The sequence below is a fragment of the Bowdeniella nasicola genome (assembly GCF_001907295.1).
GTDB lineage: Bacteria > Actinomycetota > Actinomycetes > Actinomycetales > Actinomycetaceae > Bowdeniella > Bowdeniella nasicola.
The window spans coordinates 36076-53358 of the sequence record NZ_MQVR01000009.1 but is presented as its reverse complement, the minus strand read 5'-3'; the positions used below and the strand labels follow the sequence as shown (position 1 = coordinate 53358).

The following is a 17283-nucleotide window of genomic DNA, read 5'->3' as shown; positions in this document are numbered from 1 at the left end:
CGCCGGGTCGTGGCTTTTCTTCGGTGACACCGTAGTCATTATCGGTGAAACTCCTTCTAGATCAGAGCCTCACACACAAACTTCCTGACACCCTGCCACCGAGCAGACCGAGCAGGGTGATCGCGAGCCACACCGGCAGGCGCACCGGGTCGCGGTGAGTTTGGATGAGGGCCCGCACCGCAAAGATGAGCGCGGCCACGGCGATGATCGCGGCCATGCGCGTGACCGCCCAGCCGCCATCGACCGCAAGCGCGTTCGTCCGGTAGTTCACGGCGAGGTTCGCGACCGTCACGATATAGGCGATATACAGCACCCACGCCCCAATCGCCGCCAGAGCTGCGGCGCTCGAGGTACGTAGCAGTGTCCACGTCGCCGCACGCGAGACCCCCATGGCGCGCTCGCCACGTCGGCCCCGCACGAGCCGCGTGATGCCACCGGTAGCGAGCCCGAGGAGCGGGAGTGCCACGACCATGGCGGGGCCGGCGAGCAGCCCGATGACGATCATGTCCCCGTCGGCATACCACTTCGGTTTCGGCGGCGGCTCGGCGAGGAACTGCTGGACCGGCTGCTCGCCTGCGACGCGGGGTTCGGCCTTCGCGGTATCCGGCAGGCCGGCGGTCCAGCGCGACACGTCGCGCAGGAAGGCGGGCACAATCTGCTGGTTGACCTTGATGCCGTGGTTCGCGTTCGCGTAGTAGCGCACCGTGTAGGCGGAATTCCCATTCTTCGCGATATCGGCGATGACCTGCTGGGCGCCCTGGACGATCGGCATCGACGTATCGCCCGTGCCATACGCCATGAACACGGGCGCTTTGACGCGTTCGAGATAGGGACGCACATCGAAGTCGGCATATGACAGGACACCGCCGGGCATCTGGGGGCCGAGCCCGCGCGGGATGATCGTCAGAAGCGGCTCCGGCACGTGCGTATTGCGCAGGTAGTTATCGGTCGCATAGGTCGCCTGCTCGCGCGGCGGCACGACCGGCGCCGAGACGAGGATGAGGAATGCGCTATCGGGGTAGCTCCCGGCGATGATCGACGCGATATACGCGCCTTCAGATTCGCCGTAGTACCCGACCTTCGTGCGGTCGATCTCCGGTAGCGACTGCAGGTATTCACCAGACGCGCGGTAATCGCGCGCCATGGCGACGTAATCGCGCTCGGCCGTCGTGTAGGTATCGAGGCGTTTATCGGGCACGATCGTGACGATGCCCGTCGACGCGATCGCCCGCGCGTGCGGCTCAAACTGGCGGTGCGTCGCAGTCCCGGCGCCATGCAGGAAGACCATGCCCGGCCGTTTGCCCGGCGCACCGATCGGACGGTAGACACTGGCAAGGACGCTAACCTCGTCGGTCAGTTTGATCGTCACGACCTCGACGCTCGTCTCGTAGGAGCCCTGGGGCGCCGTCAGAGCGCGAGAGCCGATCGAGGTATCGGCGCGTTGGACGGTCAAGCTCGCCGTCAGCGGCGTGGGCGCCCAGCCGGGGCCGGAGATGGACCCGAGCAGCGTAAAGCCCATGACGGCCACCAGGATCAGCGCGATGATCGCCCCGTTCTTGGGCGTGCGCGCCTTGTCCTTAGAAGCCGAGGCGTCCAAGGAGTTTAGGGTCACGCTGCCAATCCTTTGCGACTTTAACGTGCAAATCTAGGTAAATCATCTCGCCCAACAGCGCCTGGATCTGCTGGCGGGCGCGCGCGCCGACATCGCGCAGCCGCGAGCCGCCGCGGCCGATGACGATCGCCTTTTGCGAGTCGCGCTCGACGTACAGCGTGCAGTACACGTGGAGCATGTCGCCGCCGTTCTTCGCGGGCATGCGCCGCGTCTCCTCGACGACGACGGCCAGGGAGTGCGGCAGTTCCTCGCGCACGCCTTCGAGCGCGGCTTCGCGCACAAATTCGGCGATGAGGACGTTTTCCGGCTCGTCGGTGATGTCCCCGGCGGGGTACAGCGGCGGGCTGAGCGGCACGTGCGAGATGAGGACGTCGGTGAGCGTGTCGACCTGGTGTCCGGAGACGGCCGAGACGGGGACGAGGTCGACGAAGTCCGCGAGCTGGCTAGCCTCGATCAGTGCCCGTGCGGTGCGATCCTTGCCCGCCAGGTCCGTCTTGGTGATCGCGGCGACCATCGGCGTCTTCGTGGCCGCGGCCTCGGAGACGATGAACCGGTCACCGGGGCCGATCTCGTCGGTCGCCGGCAGGCACACGACGATGACATCGACCTGCGTGAGCGTTTCACGCACGACGTCGTTCAGCCGCTTTCCGAGCAGCGTGCGGGGCCGGTGGAAGCCGGGCGTGTCGACTAGGACGAGCTGGGCGTCGTCGCGGTGGATGACGCCGCGGATGGTGTGGCGCGTGGTTTGCGGCCGCAGCGACGTGATAGCGATCTTCTGGCCGACCATGGCGTTGGTCAGCGTCGATTTACCGACGTTCGGTCGGCCCACCATGCACGCGAATCCGGCACGGAAGTCCTCGGGGTATTCGGCAATCAGATGCTCTGGTGTGACGTCCTCGCCGGACATCAGCTCCTCGTCGCTGGGAAAGTTCATGACTCCTCTTCGTCTTCTTGCCATAGTCTACGTGCGAGAACCGTCTCGATCTGACGGCGCCGTCCCCCGGCGCGTTCCGCGATGAGTTCCAGTCCCTGGGCCTCGGCGCGGGCGCCTTCGATCGGGACGCGGCCGATCGCCTTGGTGAGCAGGCCGCCAACGGTATCGACGTCGTCATCGTCGACGGGCAGGTCAAAGATTTCGCCCAGCTCGTCGACGGGCAGGCGCGCCGGCACGCGCCAGGTGCCATCGCCGAGGTCTTCGACTTCGGGTTCGGCGTGATCGTGTTCGTCGGTCATTTCTCCGACGAGTTCTTCCAAGAGGTCCTCGAGCGTCACGAGGCCAGCGATGAGGCCGTATTCGTCGACGACGATCGCCATATGGAAGCTGCGGGTTTGCATCTGCTCGAGCAGTTCGTCGACCAACAGCGTCTCGGGGACGAATTCCGCGGTGCGGGCGACGTGCTCGACGGGCGGCGGTTCGGCATCGCCGTGGGGCGCCTCGAGGCGGCGCAGGAGGTCCTTCAAGTACAGGATGCCGCGCAGGTCTTCGACGTCATCGCCGACGACGGGGATCCGCGAATATCCCGAGCGCACGAATAGCTTCATCGCGCTCTTCAGCGTCGTTCCCGCATCGATCGTCACCATTTCGGTGCGCGGCACCATGACTTCGCGCGTAATGGTGCGGCCGAGCTCGAAGACGGAGTGGAGCATTTCGCGCTCGTCGTCCTCTAAGTGTTCCGATTCGGAGACAAGGTCGACCATGTCGCGCATCTCTTCGGCGGTATCGGCGCTCTGCTCGCGCCGCGTGCGGGCGGCCTTCGGCGTAAAGCGCAGCGACAGCGCCCAGATGGGTCGGCCCAGGGTCGCAAGGGCCAGAAGGATCGGGGCGAGCGTGTGTGAGACGTTGGCGGGGTGGCGACGGCCGAGCCGGCGCGGTGAGGCACCGGTGATGAGTAGGAGCAGCACGGCGGAAATCGCGACCGCGCTGGCCAGCACCGCCCACCACGTTTTGACGAGGGTCGCGAGCACGAGCGTGATCGCGACGGCGGCGGTCATCTCCGCGAGGACGCGGATAAATCCGGTCCCGAGGATCGCACTGTGGCGGTCGGCGACGAGCCGCTCGACCTTACGGGCTCGGAGCTTGCCTTCGGCGATCAAGTCGGCGGCGTGCGCCCGGGTCACGCGGGTGAGCGCGGCCTCCCCCGCCGTGAGGATGGCGCCGATGATCAGGCCGACGACGGCGAGGAGGATGAGCGGAAGGACCGGGACCTCGTTCATCGGCCAGCGAGGAACGTCAAGAGGAGTTTGCGCTGCAGGTCGAACATGACCTTCTCGTCTTTTTCCTCGACGTGGTCAAATCCCAACAGATGCAAGATACCGTGCGTGGCGAGCAGCAGCATCTCTTCGGTCGCGCTGTGCCCGGCATCGCGCGCCTGCGCCGCCGCGACCGATGGGCAGATCACGACATCGCCGAGGCAGCCTTCCGACAGCTGTTCACTGTCCTTGCCGGGACGAACCTCGTCCATCGGGAAGCTCATGACGTCGGTGGGACCTGGAAGGTCCAGCCACTTGAGGTGGAGTTCAGCCATCTCGGCCTCGTCGATGAAATGCAAGAACAGTTCTGCCTGCGGGTGCACGTGCATTTCGTCGAGCACGAACCGGGCTAGCGCGGCAAACTCGGTGAGCTCGATATCGGCCGTGGTTTCGTTCGCTACCTCAACGCTCATCGCTTATCCCTCCCCTGGTGGGACGCCGCCGGGCGCGTGGCATCCCACCGTTCGTAGGCATCGATAATCTCGGATACGAGGCGATGTCGCACCACATCGGCCGACGTGAGGTAGCAAAACTCGACGTCATCGACCCCGGTGAGGATCTCCTGCACGACGCGCAGCCCCGAGGCAGTCCCGCGCGGGAGGTCGACCTGCGAAATATCGCCCGTGACGACCACGGTCGAGTTAAAGCCGAGCCGCGTGAGGAACATCTTCATCTGCTGGGGCGACGTATTTTGTGCCTCGTCGAGGATGATGAACGCGTCATTGAGCGTGCGGCCGCGCATATACGCGAGCGGTGCTACCTCGATCGTGCCCGCCGCCATGAGGGACGGGATCGAATCCGGGTCGACCATGTCGTGCAGCGCGTCGTACAGCGGCCGCAGGTAGGGATCGATTTTGTCGGTCAGCGAGCCGGGCAGGTAGCCGAGAGACTCGCCCGCTTCGACGGCAGGCCGGGTGAGGACGATGCGGTTAACCTTGCGCATTTGCAGCGCCACAACGGCCTTGGCCATCGCGAGATAGGTCTTGCCGGTACCCGCAGGGCCGATGCCGAAGACGATCGTGTTCTGGTCGATCGCGTCGATGTACTTCTTTTGCCCCAGCGTCTTCGGTCGAATCGTCTTGCCGCGCGCCGAGACGATGTCTTCGGTCATGACCTCAGAGGGACGGCCCGCGTGCGAGCGCACCATCGAAATCGCGCGATCGACCGCGTCGGCGGTGAGCGGCGTTCCGGTGCGCGCGATCTGGATGAGTTCTTCCATCAGGTGCAGCGCCGTCGTCACGTCGCCGGAGGGTCCGGATAGCGTGACGACGCGGTCGCGCACGCCCAGGCTGATGCGCGGGAAGCCCTTTTCGAGGCTGGAAAGGACCTCATCGCGCATGCCGAACAGGCCGACGGGGTCGAGGTCGTCGGGAATGGTGATGGTGTCTTGCCGGAAGCTGGTATCAGTCATAGCTGGTATCAGTCTACGCGGCTATTCCAGCGGCCGATCCGCGAGGCGAGGTGAGCGATCGCGACCGGTCCGGCGGTCGAGGAGCGCATGACGTGTGGGCCGACGATCACCGGCGTCGCCCCGGCGCTCGCGAACAGCTCGAGCTCTTCGTCGCTAATGCCGCCCTCGGGGCCGACGATGACCGCGATCTGCTCCGTTTCGGGCAGGTCGATATCGAGGATCGACTGCGTGGCGCTCTCGTGCAAAATGAGCCAACAGCCGCCGGAGCGGATCTGTTCGGCCAGCTGACGCGAGGTCGCCATCGCGGAAACGGTCGGGACGAAGGCACGCCGCGACTGTTTTGCCGCTGCGAGCGCGATCGACTCCCAACGCTCCCGCCGCCGTTCGGCCTTCGCCGCGGGCCACGTGACGACCGAGCGCTGTGCCTGCCACGGCACGACGTCATCAACGCCGACTTCGCACGCCATCTCAACGGCAGCCTCATCGCGGCTACCCTTCGCAAGGGCTTGGATCAGCGTCAGACGCGGCTCAGCGGCCGCCTCGGTCACGACCTCGATCGCACGCAGCTTGAGTCGACTGTCGGGTTTACTCGCCGCCGTCACTTCGCCGATGACGCGAAGGCCACGCCCATTGACGACGTGGATGATCTCGCCTTCGCGAATCCGCCGCACGGCGATCGCATGGCGCGCCTCGTCGCCGCTGAGGGCGACGGACTCCCCCACGCGCGCAGCAGACAGCTGCGGGTCGACGAAGACGGGAGCGGTCACAGCCCGATCTTCTCGCGGAGCCTGCTAAAGACGGAAGACGCCGGTGCGATCGTCGGCTCGACGCGCTCTTCGCCGCGCAGTTCGGCGAGGCGCTCGAGCAGTTCCTTCTGCTCACTCGACAGGCTCGTGGGGACCGCGACGTCGATGTGGACGAGGAGGTCACCGCGGCCCGCAGCCCGCAGGTGAGTGACGCCGAGGCCGCGCAAGACCTCGGTGTGTCCGCCGGGCGTTCCGGCCTTCACCGTAAACTCGCGTTCGCCATCGAGCGTCTCGAGCGTGATGACGGTGCCGAGCGCTGCCGCGGTCATCGGAATAGTGAGCGTGCAGTGCAGATCGTCGCCCTGACGCGCGAAGACGGGATGCGACATGACGTGCGTTTCCACGTATAGGTCACCGGCGGGACCGCCTCCGGGTCCGACCTCGCCGCGCCCGGTCATGCGGATCCGGGTACCGGAGTCGACGCCGGCCGGGATATCGACGGTGATCGTCGTGCGAGTGCGCACGCGTCCGTCGCCGGAGCATTCCGTACACGGCGTTTCGATGACGGTGCCGTGGCCTCGGCAGTCCGGGCACGGCGCGGTCGTCATGACCTGGCCGAGGAAGGAGCGTGCGACGCGCTGCACACTGCCGCGGCCGCCACAGGTGCGGCAGGTCATCGGGCTCGTGCCCGGTGTGCAGCAGGACCCGTCACACATGGAGCACACGACCGCGGTATCGACGCGGATGTCCTTCGGCGTGCCGAATACGGCCTCGTCGAGGCTGATATCGAGTCGCACCAGCGCATCCTGGCCGCGGCGTCCGCGCGGCGTCGGACCGTTGCCCGCCCCACCGGTCGCGGCCGAGAAGAACGTGTCGAAGAAGTCGGAAAAGCCTCCGAAGCCGCCACCGGGCATCCCGCCGCCACCGAGGGCCGATTCGCCCCCGAGGTCATACATTTGGCGCTTCTCGGCGTTGGAGAGCACCTCGTAGGCCCGCTGGACGTCTTTGAACTCGTCCTCGGAACCCGGGCCGGCGACATCGGGGTGAAGCTTACGAGCGAGCTTGCGGTAGGCACGCTTGATCTCGTCGCTGCTGGCCGTTTGAGATACGCCCAGGATGTCGTAGTAATTCTTCACTACTCGTCTTCTCCAGACAGGATTCGGGAAATGTAACGGGCGACTGCCCGCACGATGGTCATGGTGGCGGGATAGTCCATCCGCGTGGGCCCGATGACACCGAGGGCCGCAAGGGATTCCGCAGGTGCCGCATACGTCGAGGTCACAAGAGAGGTTTCGGCGAGCGAATCATGATGCGTCTCCGACCCGATCCGCACGGTGACGGCCGCATCATCGGTCATTTCGGAAAGCAGCTTGAGCAAGATGACCTGCTCTTCAAGCGCTTCGAGAACGGGGCCGATGGAACGCGGGAAGTCCGACGGGGTACGCGCGAGGTTCGCCGTACCAGAGAGTGCGACGCGATCCACCGATTCGCTTTCGAGGATTCGCACGAGTTCCTGGCTGATGGCCGCGAGCAGCGGTTCGAGATCATGCGGAACGAGCGTCGCGAGCTCGCCGAGGGGCTTATCGAGTTCGGGCAGTTTCTTCCCGACGATCGCGGCGTTCACCGCGGTCTTGAGCGCATGCAGTTCGTCTTCGGTCAGTTCGCTTAGGCACCCGACGGTGCGCTGCTCGACGCGGCCCGAGTCCGTGATGATGACAAGGAGCAGCAGGCGCGGCGTGAGCTGGACGATCTCGAGATGACGGATCGCGGCGCGATGCAGCGACGGATACTGGACGATCGCGACCTGCTGGGTCAGTGTCGCGAGCAGCCGCACGGACCGGTCGATGATGTCTTCGAGGTCGACGGCGTCGTGCAGGAGTGTCTCGATCGCGCGTCGCTCTGCCGGTGATAGTGGCTTCAGCCGCGAGATCTGGTCGACGAACGCCCGGTAGCCGAGGTCCGTCGGGATCCGACCGGCCGAGGTATGCGGCTGGGTGATCAGGCCGGCTTCTTCCAGCGCGGCCATGTCATTGCGGATGGTCGCGGGAGATACGCCGAGCTGGTGGCGCTCGACAAGAACGCGGGAGCCGACGGGCTCCTTGGTGTTGACGTAGTCCTGCACAATTGCCTGCAGAACCTGCAGTCGGCGGTCGCTCGCCATCGGATGCCCTCCTCTCGGCTAGCCTGTCACTCTCCCCTATCGAGTGCCAAGTCTACCGCTCATGTCCGATTCGGTCAGCCGCGGGGTGTGGTCAGGTTCGTCACGGGCGAACTGGGGTAGCTTAGTCCGCGTGATTGACCGCTATGGCACTGATATTTTCGCCTCTGACCCGCATGCCGGAGCGAAACGGACGTCCCGTTCTCACGAGCTTTCCTTAGGGGACGTCGTCGAAGAGGTGGAGACCGGCTGGGTCGGCGCCGCGATTCGAGTCGAGAAGTCCGGAGGCGTCCACGTGGTGGAGCTGGAGGATCGTCGCGGAAGGATCCGGACCTTCCCGCTCGGTCCCGGCTTCCTCATCGATGGCCAGCCCGTCATTCTCACTCCCCCGCGTTCGGGTCCGAAACCCGCCCCGGCCGCTACGCGTACGGCCTCGGGATCGGTCGCTACCGGCCCGACGAAGGCCAAGGTGGCGCTGCCTTCGCGCATTTGGGTCGAGGGTCGACAAGACGCCGACCTCATCATGAAGGTGTGGGGCGAGGACCTCGCCTACGACGGCGTCGCGATCGAGCTCCTCGAGGGCGTTGATAATCTCGCGCAGATGCTGCGTGAGTTTCAGCCGCAGCAGGGCAAACGCGTCGGGGTCCTCGTCGATCACTTCGTGCCGGGTTCGAAAGAGACTCGCCTCGTCGATGAGGCCCTTCGCGGGCTGCCGGGGCGTGACCACGTTCTCGTCCTCGGCCACCCCTACGTTGACGTCTGGCAGGCGATTAAGCCCGAGCGGGTGGGACTTTCGGCGTGGCCCGAGATTCCCCGCCATATCGGCATCAAGGTCGGTTCGCTTCAGGCACTGGGCCTGCCGCATGCTAACCAAGCCGATATCGCCCGTGGCTGGCAGGCGATCCTCGCTCGGGTGCGCACCTATGCCGACCTCGAGCCTTCGCTCATCGGACGGATGGAAGAGCTCATCGATTTCGTGTTGGCCGATAAATACGGCCAGTAGTGGCCCGTGACGACTGCGCGCGAGCAAGGTTTAGAACGGTGGCGGGCCGTCGTCAGTCCGAATGTCTTTTTCGGTGAGGTAACCAAATCGCCTCGCTTCCCGTGGGATCTCCCAGGATTTCACTCCGCCGATTTCCCATAGGCGCGCACCACTGTCCTCCTCGCGGGCCACGCGGGTGAGCCCGACGGATTTGAGTCGGTGACAGCGCCGGCACAGGAGCTGGAGGTTATCGAGTGAGGTGCTTCCGCCGTGTTGCCATTCGACAATGTGGTCAATGTCGAGGTTTGTTTGGCGGGTGCACCCGGGAGCTCGACAGAATCTATCTCGCCTCTTGACAGCTGAGACGATGTTTTCCGGCGGTCGGTACCGTTCGCGGCCCACATCGAGTGGGGCGCCAGTCAGCGTATCGGTCACGATCCGCTGCCAGGTCCCGCCCGCAGCCATGAGGATCGCTACGGACGGAGCAATCGGGCCGTATCCCTCGATCCATGCGGCGTCCAGGCGCGGCCGCGTACCGTCGGGAAGCGGTTCCATCTGGGCTGCGACGTCGAAATCGGCGTGCGCCCGCATGAGGACTTCCAGCGGGATTGTCACCGATATCTTCGTCGGGGGCACGATGAATGCCTTGCCGCAATCCGTTTCCGATTCGAAGCCGTCGCGCAATACCCGGGTGAACGCCTCGGCTAAGAGGTCTCCGCGAATCTGCTGGTAGGTCCGGCAGTCCCCGGCGCCGAGCGCTCGTTTCGCCGCGGTGTCGAGCGCGACGTCAATCGAGACGCACTGCTCGATCGGAAGATCGAGCACGATCCTGCCCATGCCGGGGCTCGTCGCGCGCGGTCGAGAAACGCCGCGGCTTTGAGCATTGTTGTCCTGCGACGTATCAGAACCGTCAGGATTGAGTTCGACCAGGAGCCGATCGACTTCACGCGTCGCCTCCGTGGGAGTCAGGTGGGCAAGCTGAGGGGCGAGAGCAGTGTCAATCGCCAGCCACACCTCGGACGTCAGGTCCTTGAGTTTTTGCGTAATCGTCCGCACCAGGGACAGGGAGATGTCGCCACGGTGGAAGGCCTCCATCGTCGCAGGCATTCCGAAGTAGAGCACGTCGGCACTTTCCCGAAGCCGGGCGACGATGAAGGGCGTGGCTCCTAGGGCCGCGCCGATAGCTTCTGCCCTGACGTCGAGGTCACCGTGTTCGTCTTGCCGAGCAAAACTTGGATCGTCGAAACAGCCCCACAGGTACCGCAGCTTTCGCGCATCGGCGCGGTTGGACAGGCGGTTGGCCTCTTGCAGCGCGAGGAGATTCGTCTGGGGCGTGGTTTCGTTGAAGACTGCCGAATCGAGCAGTTCCATCTCGGCGTCCATCATGAGGTTCATGACGGTGGCGGAGCCGAGGCAGGCGTCACGAAGCTGCTCCTCGACCTTCGGGTCGAGACGCTCGGTGTCGTGCGTCGTGGCCGTCATAGATTCATTCGATCATCGACCACTGACATTGACGTCTTGAGCTATCGAACACCCAGGAGCGCGTAGGTGACGCGGTCCGCGAGCAGGCGTCCGCGCAGGGTGAGTACGACGCGGCCCTTGATGGCGGCGGCGCCGTCGATCAGTCCGTCGGCGATGAGGGTGGGGATGGCATCCTTGCCCGTCGGTGGGATTGACAGGCCTTCGCGCAGCCGGATGCCGAGCATGATGCGTTCTTCTTCGCGCGCTTCCGGGCTTAATACCTCGCGGGCGTGGGCGGGCGAGACACCACGGATGAGGCGTTCGGCATAGGCACGGGGATGTTTGACGTTCCAAAAGCGCGTGCCGCCGATATGGGAATGCGCTCCCGGGCCGAAACCCCACCAGTCCGAATTTTTCCAATAGTGCACGTTGTGGCGGCATTCCTTGCCGGGGCGCGCCCAGTTGGAAACCTCGTACCAGTCGTAGCCGGCAGCGGCGAGGACGGCGTCGGCGATCTCATAACGATCGGCTTGAACGTCCGGATCTACATCGTCGATCAATCCCCGACGTACCTGCGCCCCGAGCTTCGTGCCCTCTTCGATACCAAGGGCGTAGGCGGAGATATGGTCCGGCTCGTGGCCGATGGCTGTTTCGAGCGAGTGTCGCCACGACTCGTCGCTCTCCCCAGGCGTGCCGTAGATCAGGTCGAGGGAACATGCGAGGCCCGCCGATTTTGCGGCGGCGACGGCCGATGCGACATTGTCCGGATTGTGGGTGCGGTCGAGGATGGCGAGCACATGCGGATCGGCCGACTGCATCCCGATCGACACCCGCGTGAAGCACGCTGCTGCGAGCGCCTGCGCGTAGGCAGGTGTGAGTGTGTCGGGATTGGCTTCCGTCGTGATCTCGGCGCCGGAAGCGAGGCCGAACGCGTCGCGCAGCGTCGCGAGCATCCCGGCCAGATCGCGCGCAGGCAGGAGGGTGGGCGTGCCGCCACCAAAGAACACGGTATCGAGCGGGCGTGCCGGGAAACCGGCGAGTACGCGCTGCGCGAGCGCGATCTCGCGACCGAGTGTGGCCGCGAAGTCCTGCCGGTCGGCGCCAGGCCCGAGTTCGCTCGCGGTGTAGGTATTGAAATCGCAGTAACCGCAGCGGACGCGACAAAATGGGACGTGGACGTAGACCGCGAACGGGCGTGCAGCGGCGCCGTCACTCGACGCTGCTGGCAGCTCGCCGGTTTCGGGTGCGGGCTCGCCGTCGGGGAATGCAGGCATCGTTAACGCGGGTGCCGGTAGGCGATGAGGTCATAGGCGAATCGCCCCTCGTCCTCGGCACGCGACTCGAATTTCGTCATCGTGCGGCCCTCATAACGCCCCTCGTTGAACACGTCGAAGTCCGGGTGCTCGCTCAGCACATGGATCATGTGGGAGGCGTATCCTCGCCAGTCGGTCGCGAGGCGCCACACGCCGCCGTCGCGCAGCACGTGCGCGACATCGGTCGCGAAGGACTCCTTGACGAGGCGACGCTTGTGGTGCCGGGCCTTTTGCCACGGGTCCGGGAAAAACGTCCAGACCTCGGCCGCGGCTCCCTCAGCAATGAGTTGGATGAGGCCCTGTTCCGCGTCGGCCTGAATGAAACGAATATTGCTGACGCCGGCCTGGTTGGCCTTGATGAGGCCCTGCGCGATGCCGGGGCGCCACACCTCGAACCCGAGGAACCGGTCGTTGCGACGTTCGCTAGCTGCGTGGACGATCTGGTCCGAGGTGCCGGTGCCGATTTCGACGATGAGGTCGCCGGTCACGCCCTCGAATGCGGTGTCGAGATCGATGAGCTGGTCCGGCGCGACGCTCGTCATGCCGCCGGAGCGTTCGATCTCGAGGACGAAGTCGTCGCGGTAGCGTTCCCAGGCGGCCTCCTGGCTGCGCGTCATCCTGTCTCCGCGCCGCACAAAGGACGTGGTGCGGGCGAAGTGGCGAGCTTCCGTCATGCGTGTTCCTCCCGTGCGACGGCCGCGAGCAGATACTTCAGCGTATAGTGCGCGACCGTGATGTCGCCGCGATCGTGCATCGCGAGGATGGCGCGCGCGTCCGCCGGGTCGTTGTGCTGGAACCAGCGGGCGACCGAGACGCCATGACCGGGCCGGTCGATGAGTTCGACCGTATCTCCGGTCCGGACCTCGCCGGGCGTGATGACCTTCAAGTACACGCCTGGGCGGCCGTGGTCGCGGAAGGTACGCGCCCAGCGGTCGATCCCCATGTGATAGCCGAATGTCGCACACGGGTTGCGTGGCCCGGTCACCTCGAGCACCGTCGATCCAATGCGCCAGCGCTCCCCGATTTCGGCGTCGTCGGCGCCCCAGCGGGCAGGCGATGAGATCCGGAAGTTCTCACCAAAATGGCCATACGGCAATTCGGTATCGAGTTCGCGCTCCCAGTACGTGAACTCGGCGGAGTCCATGACGTAAACCGCCTTGTCGACGCCACCGTGGTGCTTGCGGTTGCACTGGATATCGCCGCGCAGGCCAAGCTCGCCGATCGCGACCGGTTCGGACGTCGGTCGCTTGTCGATCGCGGAGATCCCAACGGGACCCGGAACGAGCGTCAGGACGGGGTGCGCGAGGCAGACGGTCTCAAGGTAGCCAAGTTCGGTCATTTCTTCCCCGTCGGCGCATCCGAGGATAACGCGGCAACGAACGCTTCCTGGGGTACCTCGACGCGTCCGATGGCCTTCATGCGCTTCTTGCCTTCCTTCTGCTTTTCCAGCAGCTTGCGCTTACGCGAGATGTCGCCGCCATAGCATTTGGCGAGCATGTCCTTGCGAAGCGCGCGGATGGTTTCGCGGGCGATGACGCGCGAGCCGATCGCCGCCTGGATCGGCACCTCGAACTGCTGGCGCGTGATAAGGTTCTTCAGCTTGCCCGCCATCTCGACGCCGTATTCGTAGGCCTTGTCCCGGTGGACGATGGCGGAGAAGGCGTCGACGGTATCGCCGTGCAGAAGGATGTCGACCTTGACGAGGTTCGCGACCTGGTCGCCGGTCGTGTCGTAGTCGAGGGAGGCGTAGCCCTTCGTCTTCGATTTCAGCTGGTCGAAGAAGTCAAAGACGATCTCGGCAAGGGGCAGTTCGTAGCGCAGCTCGACGCGCTCCGGCGAGAGATAGTCCATGCCGAGCAGGTTGCCGCGTCGGGTCTGGCACAGTTCCATCACGGCGCCGACGAAGTCGCTCGGCAGCAGGATCGTCGCCTTCACCATCGGTTCGTGCACGGCGTGGATCTTGCCGTCGGGAAACTCTGACGGATTCGTCACGGTGAGGGTCGTGCCGTCTTCCATCTCGACGGTGTACACGACGTTCGGGGACGTCGAAATGAGGTCGAGGTTGAACTCGCGCTCGAGGCGTTCGCGGACGATTTCGAGGTGGAGCAGTCCGAGGAAGCCACACCGGTAGCCGAAGCCGAGCGCCGCGGAGGTTTCCGGCTCGTAGACGAGCGCCGCGTCGTTGAGTTTCAGCTTGTCGAGCGCCTCACGCAGGGCCGGATAGTCCGAGCCGTCGATCGGATACAGGCCCGAGAACACCATCGGTTGCGGATCGCGGTAGCCCGACAGCGGCTCGGTTGCCTCGCGGGCCGTCGTCGTGACCGTATCGCCGACGCGCGACTGGCGGACATCCTTCACGCCCGTGATGAGGTAGCCGACCTCGCCCACACCGAGTCCCTTTGATGGGGTCGGCTCGGGCGCGATGACACCGATTTCGAGCAGTTCGTGGCGGGCCTTCGTCGAGAGCATTTCGATGCGGTCGCGCGGCTCGATATGGCCGTCGACGACGCGGACGTAGGTGACGACGCCCCGATAGGTGTCGTAAACGGAGTCGAAGATCATCGCGCGCGTCGGACCGTTCGGGTCCCCGTGCGGCGCCGGGATTTCGTCGACGATCCGATCGAGCAGTTCGGCGACGCCGACACCGGTCTTGCCGGAGACCTGCAGGCAGTCCTCGGGCTCACCGCCGATGAGGCCGGCGAGTTCTTCCGCGTATTTCTCGGGCTGCGCGGCTGGCAGGTCAATCTTGTTCAGGACCGGAATGATCGTGAGGTCGTTTTCGAGCGCCATGTACAGGTTCGCGAGGGTCTGCGCCTCAATGCCCTGGGCGGCGTCGACGAGGAGGACGGCTCCCTCACATGCGGCGAGCGAGCGGGAGACCTCGTAGGAGAAGTCGACGTGGCCGGGCGTGTCGATCATGTTGAGGGCGTAGGCCTGATCTCCGACGATCCAGGGCATGCGAACGGCCTGCGACTTGATGGTGATGCCGCGCTCGCGTTCGATATCCATCCGGTCGAGATACTGCGCGCGCATCGCGCGTTCGTCGACGACCCCGGTCAGCTGCAGCATCCGGTCCGCCAGCGTCGATTTACCGTGATCGATATGCGCGATGATGCAGAAATTGCGCAGCAGCGACGGATCGGTGGCTGCCGGCCGAATCCGCTTCATGGCCGACTCATTGCTCATGGGCACGAACTTTTTCCTCGTTTCACGCTTGTCCTAGCGGTCATTGTCGCACGATCAAAGCACCGCTTCCCAGTTGCGCCGACGACGAACGAGACACGTTCACGAGTGCCATTGCCGCGTTGCGGTGTCACAGTAGAAATATGGCAGCATCCCAGGCAGTATCGCGGCTCCTTCCGACGCTGTTGCGCATGGCGCACCGGCCCGGTGGCGTCTTTCTTGCCGCCAGTGCGGCAGCGAACGCCCTCTTCACGTTGATGTCGATCGCGGTGATCGCTTCCGGCACCTCCCCGATGCGCTACCTGCCGCTGGTCGTCGCAGGCCTGTTGTGGATCTTCATCGGAGCCTTTACCTACTTTCGGGATTTCCTGCGCCGTAACGTCAACGATATTGCCCTGCAAGCGAGCTCCAGCGCGGTCGTGATCGACGGCAATGTCGTCTCCCATGACGCGGAGGTTGCCCGCACCGACGGCTCCTCGAGCGAGTTGCGCTCGTCGCTGCACGATGAGTCCGAAGCCCTCGGCGAGGCCTACCGCGAGACGACGTTCCGCACCGCGAAGTACTTCCCCCGCATCGAGGCGGCGCAGCGCGGCCTCATTCGCGCCGCTGGCGGCGTCGTCTATGCGCCCTACCTCAAACACGATCTGCGCCTCGTCGTCGGATCCTTCCTCGGCACCGCGCTCGCCCTGCCGATCGCACTGACCGGGTTCATGGTGTGCGCACTCGCGCTGCTCATTTCGTAGGGTAGGGCCGTGTCCGATATTTTTTCTCGGAGCCTGCGCCTCGTTAAGTACATCGCCCGCGACGCCATCAAAAGCAAGTCGCTGAGCTATCAGGTTCCCCAAACCGAAAAGTCCGCGACGATCGGCGAGTACGACCTGACACGCGGCCTGCCCGCATTCCAGTACGCCCCGGATCCCGATGGCGACGCCGATCCCGGCGAGGTCGTGCGGACCTGGGTTCCCTACGAGGAGGACCCGAGCAAGGGCAAGGACCGTCCGGTCCTGGTTCTTGCGCATCAGGTAGGGCAGTTCGTCGTCGCCCAGCTGACGAGCAAGGACCACGATCGGGACGCCGAACAGGAAGCCCGCTACGGGCGCTACTGGTTCGATATTGGATCGGGCGCGTGGGATAAGCGCGGCCGCCCCTCGGAGGTGCGGCTCGACCGGCTGCTCTGGGTGGTTCCCGAGGCTATTCGCCGCGAGGGCGGGCGTCTTGATAAGCCCGTGTTTGATGCGGTGACTGCTGCTCTGATTGAGCTGCATCGCGCTTAGCGGCCTCCCAGGCCTCGCGAGTCTTTTTCGACTTGCGAGCCCGGCGCATCGCGATGATGCCGGCGACGATCCCGACCAGAATCGGAATCCACAGTTTCGGGTGCCCAAGGAGCCACACCACCCATTCGGGCAGCTCCGACCAAGGGATGTTGATCTCGGGCCACGTGATATTGATGTCTGGCCAGGGGATGTTGATCTCCGGCCACGGAATATTGATCTGGGGCCAGGGGATATTGATTTCGGGCAGGAAGCTGAACAGCCAGGAGAAGAATGCCTTGAGAATCGGGGCGAGCAGCGCCCAGCTGACCTTCCCGATCCCTGCGATGATCGGAAAGACGAGCCGTTTGATGGGAGAGGCTTCCATCGCCGCGAATCGCCGTGCTGCCGGCGAGCCAGCGGGCACGTCGAACAGCGCCGTCGCGGACTTCGACGGCCAGCGGTAAAACACCGAGCGCGGCTCGCCAAAAAAGTTCACGTCGATATCGATAAACGGCGCGGGCTCCACCGCCCGGTTACCACTGCTCGCCGGTTTTTCTTCGTCGGTCCCTTCCTCGGGGTCGTAGTCGCTAATAAAGAGCGGGACTCGCGGAGATTGCATGTCCTCGAGACGGCCGCGCACCTCGCCATTACGCGTGACGAGCATGGAGCGGCCGGTGCCGGCGCTATAGCGGTTCCACAGGCCCACGGTCGCCCGCTTGATGCGGCTTTTGGCCTCGGACTTAATCTCGAACGCGAGAACTGCGCGGCGTCCCCCACAGGGAAGAAACCGCGCAGACGTGCCAGGATTCACACGCTGGACACCGCCGAGCGCGTGGTAGTGTAGATCCCCGGTGTACCGCATGGTCGTGCGGAGCACCTGTCGGAGCCAACCACGTGCCATCCCCACGGCCCAG

At 65.0% G+C, this 17283-nt stretch carries 17 protein-coding genes; 3 read left to right on the top strand and 14 right to left on the bottom strand.

Translation table 11 applies throughout. The features are described 5' to 3' along the window. Nucleotides 1–61 precede the first annotated feature (61 nt). From BSZ39_RS02810 to hrcA, 8 genes are read right to left on the bottom strand one after another with little or no spacing between them, the layout of a single operon-like run. Nucleotides 62–1612 carry an alpha/beta hydrolase family protein gene (locus BSZ39_RS02810; RefSeq protein WP_143180340.1) on the bottom strand — a complete coding sequence of 517 codons (1551 nt, stop codon included), beginning with the start codon at nt 1610–1612 and terminating at the stop codon, nt 62–64. Beyond that, a complete protein-coding gene (era, locus tag BSZ39_RS02805; RefSeq protein ID WP_083602887.1) occupies nt 1578–2546 on the bottom strand; it encodes a GTPase Era in 969 nt (322 codons plus the stop codon). Before era ends, BSZ39_RS02810 begins: the two co-directional genes overlap by 35 nt. Then, the gene (locus BSZ39_RS02800; RefSeq protein ID WP_073715872.1) at nt 2543–3826 is read right to left on the bottom strand and encodes a hemolysin family protein; all 1284 of its coding nucleotides are present in this window, start codon (nt 3824–3826) and stop codon (nt 2543–2545) included. The genes era and BSZ39_RS02800 overlap by 4 nt, the downstream gene beginning before the upstream one ends. Beyond that, entirely contained in the window at nt 3823–4275 is a 453-nt protein-coding gene (gene ybeY / locus BSZ39_RS02795; protein WP_073715871.1) for an rRNA maturation RNase YbeY, read from the bottom strand. The genes BSZ39_RS02800 and ybeY overlap by 4 nt, the downstream gene beginning before the upstream one ends. Then, nucleotides 4272–5273, bottom strand: coding sequence for a PhoH family protein (locus BSZ39_RS02790; protein WP_073715870.1), 1002 nt, complete (start codon nt 5271–5273; stop codon nt 4272–4274). The genes ybeY and BSZ39_RS02790 overlap by 4 nt, the downstream gene beginning before the upstream one ends. 8 nt (nt 5274–5281) lie before the next feature. Then, nucleotides 5282–6040, bottom strand: coding sequence for a 16S rRNA (uracil(1498)-N(3))-methyltransferase (locus BSZ39_RS02785; RefSeq protein WP_073715869.1), 759 nt, complete (start codon nt 6038–6040; stop codon nt 5282–5284). Beyond that, nucleotides 6037–7155 carry a molecular chaperone DnaJ gene (dnaJ, locus tag BSZ39_RS02780; RefSeq protein ID WP_073715868.1) on the bottom strand — a complete coding sequence of 373 codons (1119 nt, stop codon included), beginning with the start codon at nt 7153–7155 and terminating at the stop codon, nt 6037–6039. Before dnaJ ends, BSZ39_RS02785 begins: the two co-directional genes overlap by 4 nt. Beyond that, nucleotides 7155–8180: a heat-inducible transcriptional repressor HrcA gene (hrcA, locus tag BSZ39_RS02775; protein ID WP_073715867.1), complete on the bottom strand. Its 1026-nt coding sequence runs from the start codon at nt 8178–8180 to the stop codon at nt 7155–7157. Before hrcA ends, dnaJ begins: the two co-directional genes overlap by 1 nt. Nucleotides 8181–8310: 130 nt before the next feature. Between hrcA and BSZ39_RS02770 the strand changes: the two genes are divergently transcribed. Next, nucleotides 8311–9180 (top strand): DUF3097 family protein, encoded by an 870-nt coding sequence (locus BSZ39_RS02770; protein ID WP_073715866.1) that lies wholly within the window; start codon nt 8311–8313, stop codon nt 9178–9180. A gap of 30 nt (nt 9181–9210) precedes the next feature. On the opposite strand, the gene BSZ39_RS02765 is transcribed toward BSZ39_RS02770, so the two are convergent. Genes BSZ39_RS02765 through lepA form a run of 5 tightly spaced genes read right to left on the bottom strand, consistent with a single transcriptional unit; the run spans nt 9211 to nt 15101 of the window. Beyond that, the gene (locus tag BSZ39_RS02765; RefSeq protein ID WP_073715865.1) at nt 9211–10641 is read right to left on the bottom strand and encodes an HNH endonuclease; all 1431 of its coding nucleotides are present in this window, start codon (nt 10639–10641) and stop codon (nt 9211–9213) included. Between the two features lie 41 nt (nt 10642–10682). Continuing rightward, a complete protein-coding gene (gene hemW, locus BSZ39_RS02760) occupies nt 10683–11894 on the bottom strand; it encodes a radical SAM family heme chaperone HemW (protein WP_073715864.1) in 1212 nt (403 codons plus the stop codon). Between the two features lie 2 nt (nt 11895–11896). After that, complete coding sequence (gene trmB, locus BSZ39_RS02755; protein ID WP_073715863.1) at nt 11897–12607, bottom strand: tRNA (guanosine(46)-N7)-methyltransferase TrmB; 711 nt, start codon at nt 12605–12607, stop codon at nt 11897–11899. Next, nucleotides 12604–13272, bottom strand: coding sequence for an MOSC domain-containing protein (locus BSZ39_RS02750; protein ID WP_073715862.1), 669 nt, complete (start codon nt 13270–13272; stop codon nt 12604–12606). Before BSZ39_RS02750 ends, trmB begins: the two co-directional genes overlap by 4 nt. Then, the gene (gene lepA / locus BSZ39_RS02745) at nt 13269–15101 is read right to left on the bottom strand and encodes a translation elongation factor 4 (protein ID WP_143180339.1); all 1833 of its coding nucleotides are present in this window, start codon (nt 15099–15101) and stop codon (nt 13269–13271) included. Before lepA ends, BSZ39_RS02750 begins: the two co-directional genes overlap by 4 nt. A 158-nt stretch (nt 15102–15259) precedes the next feature. Between lepA and BSZ39_RS02740 the strand changes: the two genes are divergently transcribed. Continuing rightward, nucleotides 15260–15859, top strand: a complete 600-nt coding sequence (locus tag BSZ39_RS02740; RefSeq protein ID WP_073715860.1) for a hypothetical protein — start codon at nt 15260–15262, stop codon at nt 15857–15859. A 9-nt stretch (nt 15860–15868) separates the two neighbouring features. Then, complete coding sequence (locus BSZ39_RS02735) at nt 15869–16390, top strand: type II toxin-antitoxin system PemK/MazF family toxin (protein ID WP_073715859.1); 522 nt, start codon at nt 15869–15871, stop codon at nt 16388–16390. On the opposite strand, the gene BSZ39_RS02730 is transcribed toward BSZ39_RS02735, so the two are convergent. Further along, nucleotides 16308–17246 carry a hypothetical protein gene (locus BSZ39_RS02730; RefSeq protein WP_073715858.1) on the bottom strand — a complete coding sequence of 313 codons (939 nt, stop codon included), beginning with the start codon at nt 17244–17246 and terminating at the stop codon, nt 16308–16310. The genes BSZ39_RS02735 and BSZ39_RS02730 overlap by 83 nt on opposite strands. Nucleotides 17247–17283 lie beyond the last annotated feature (37 nt).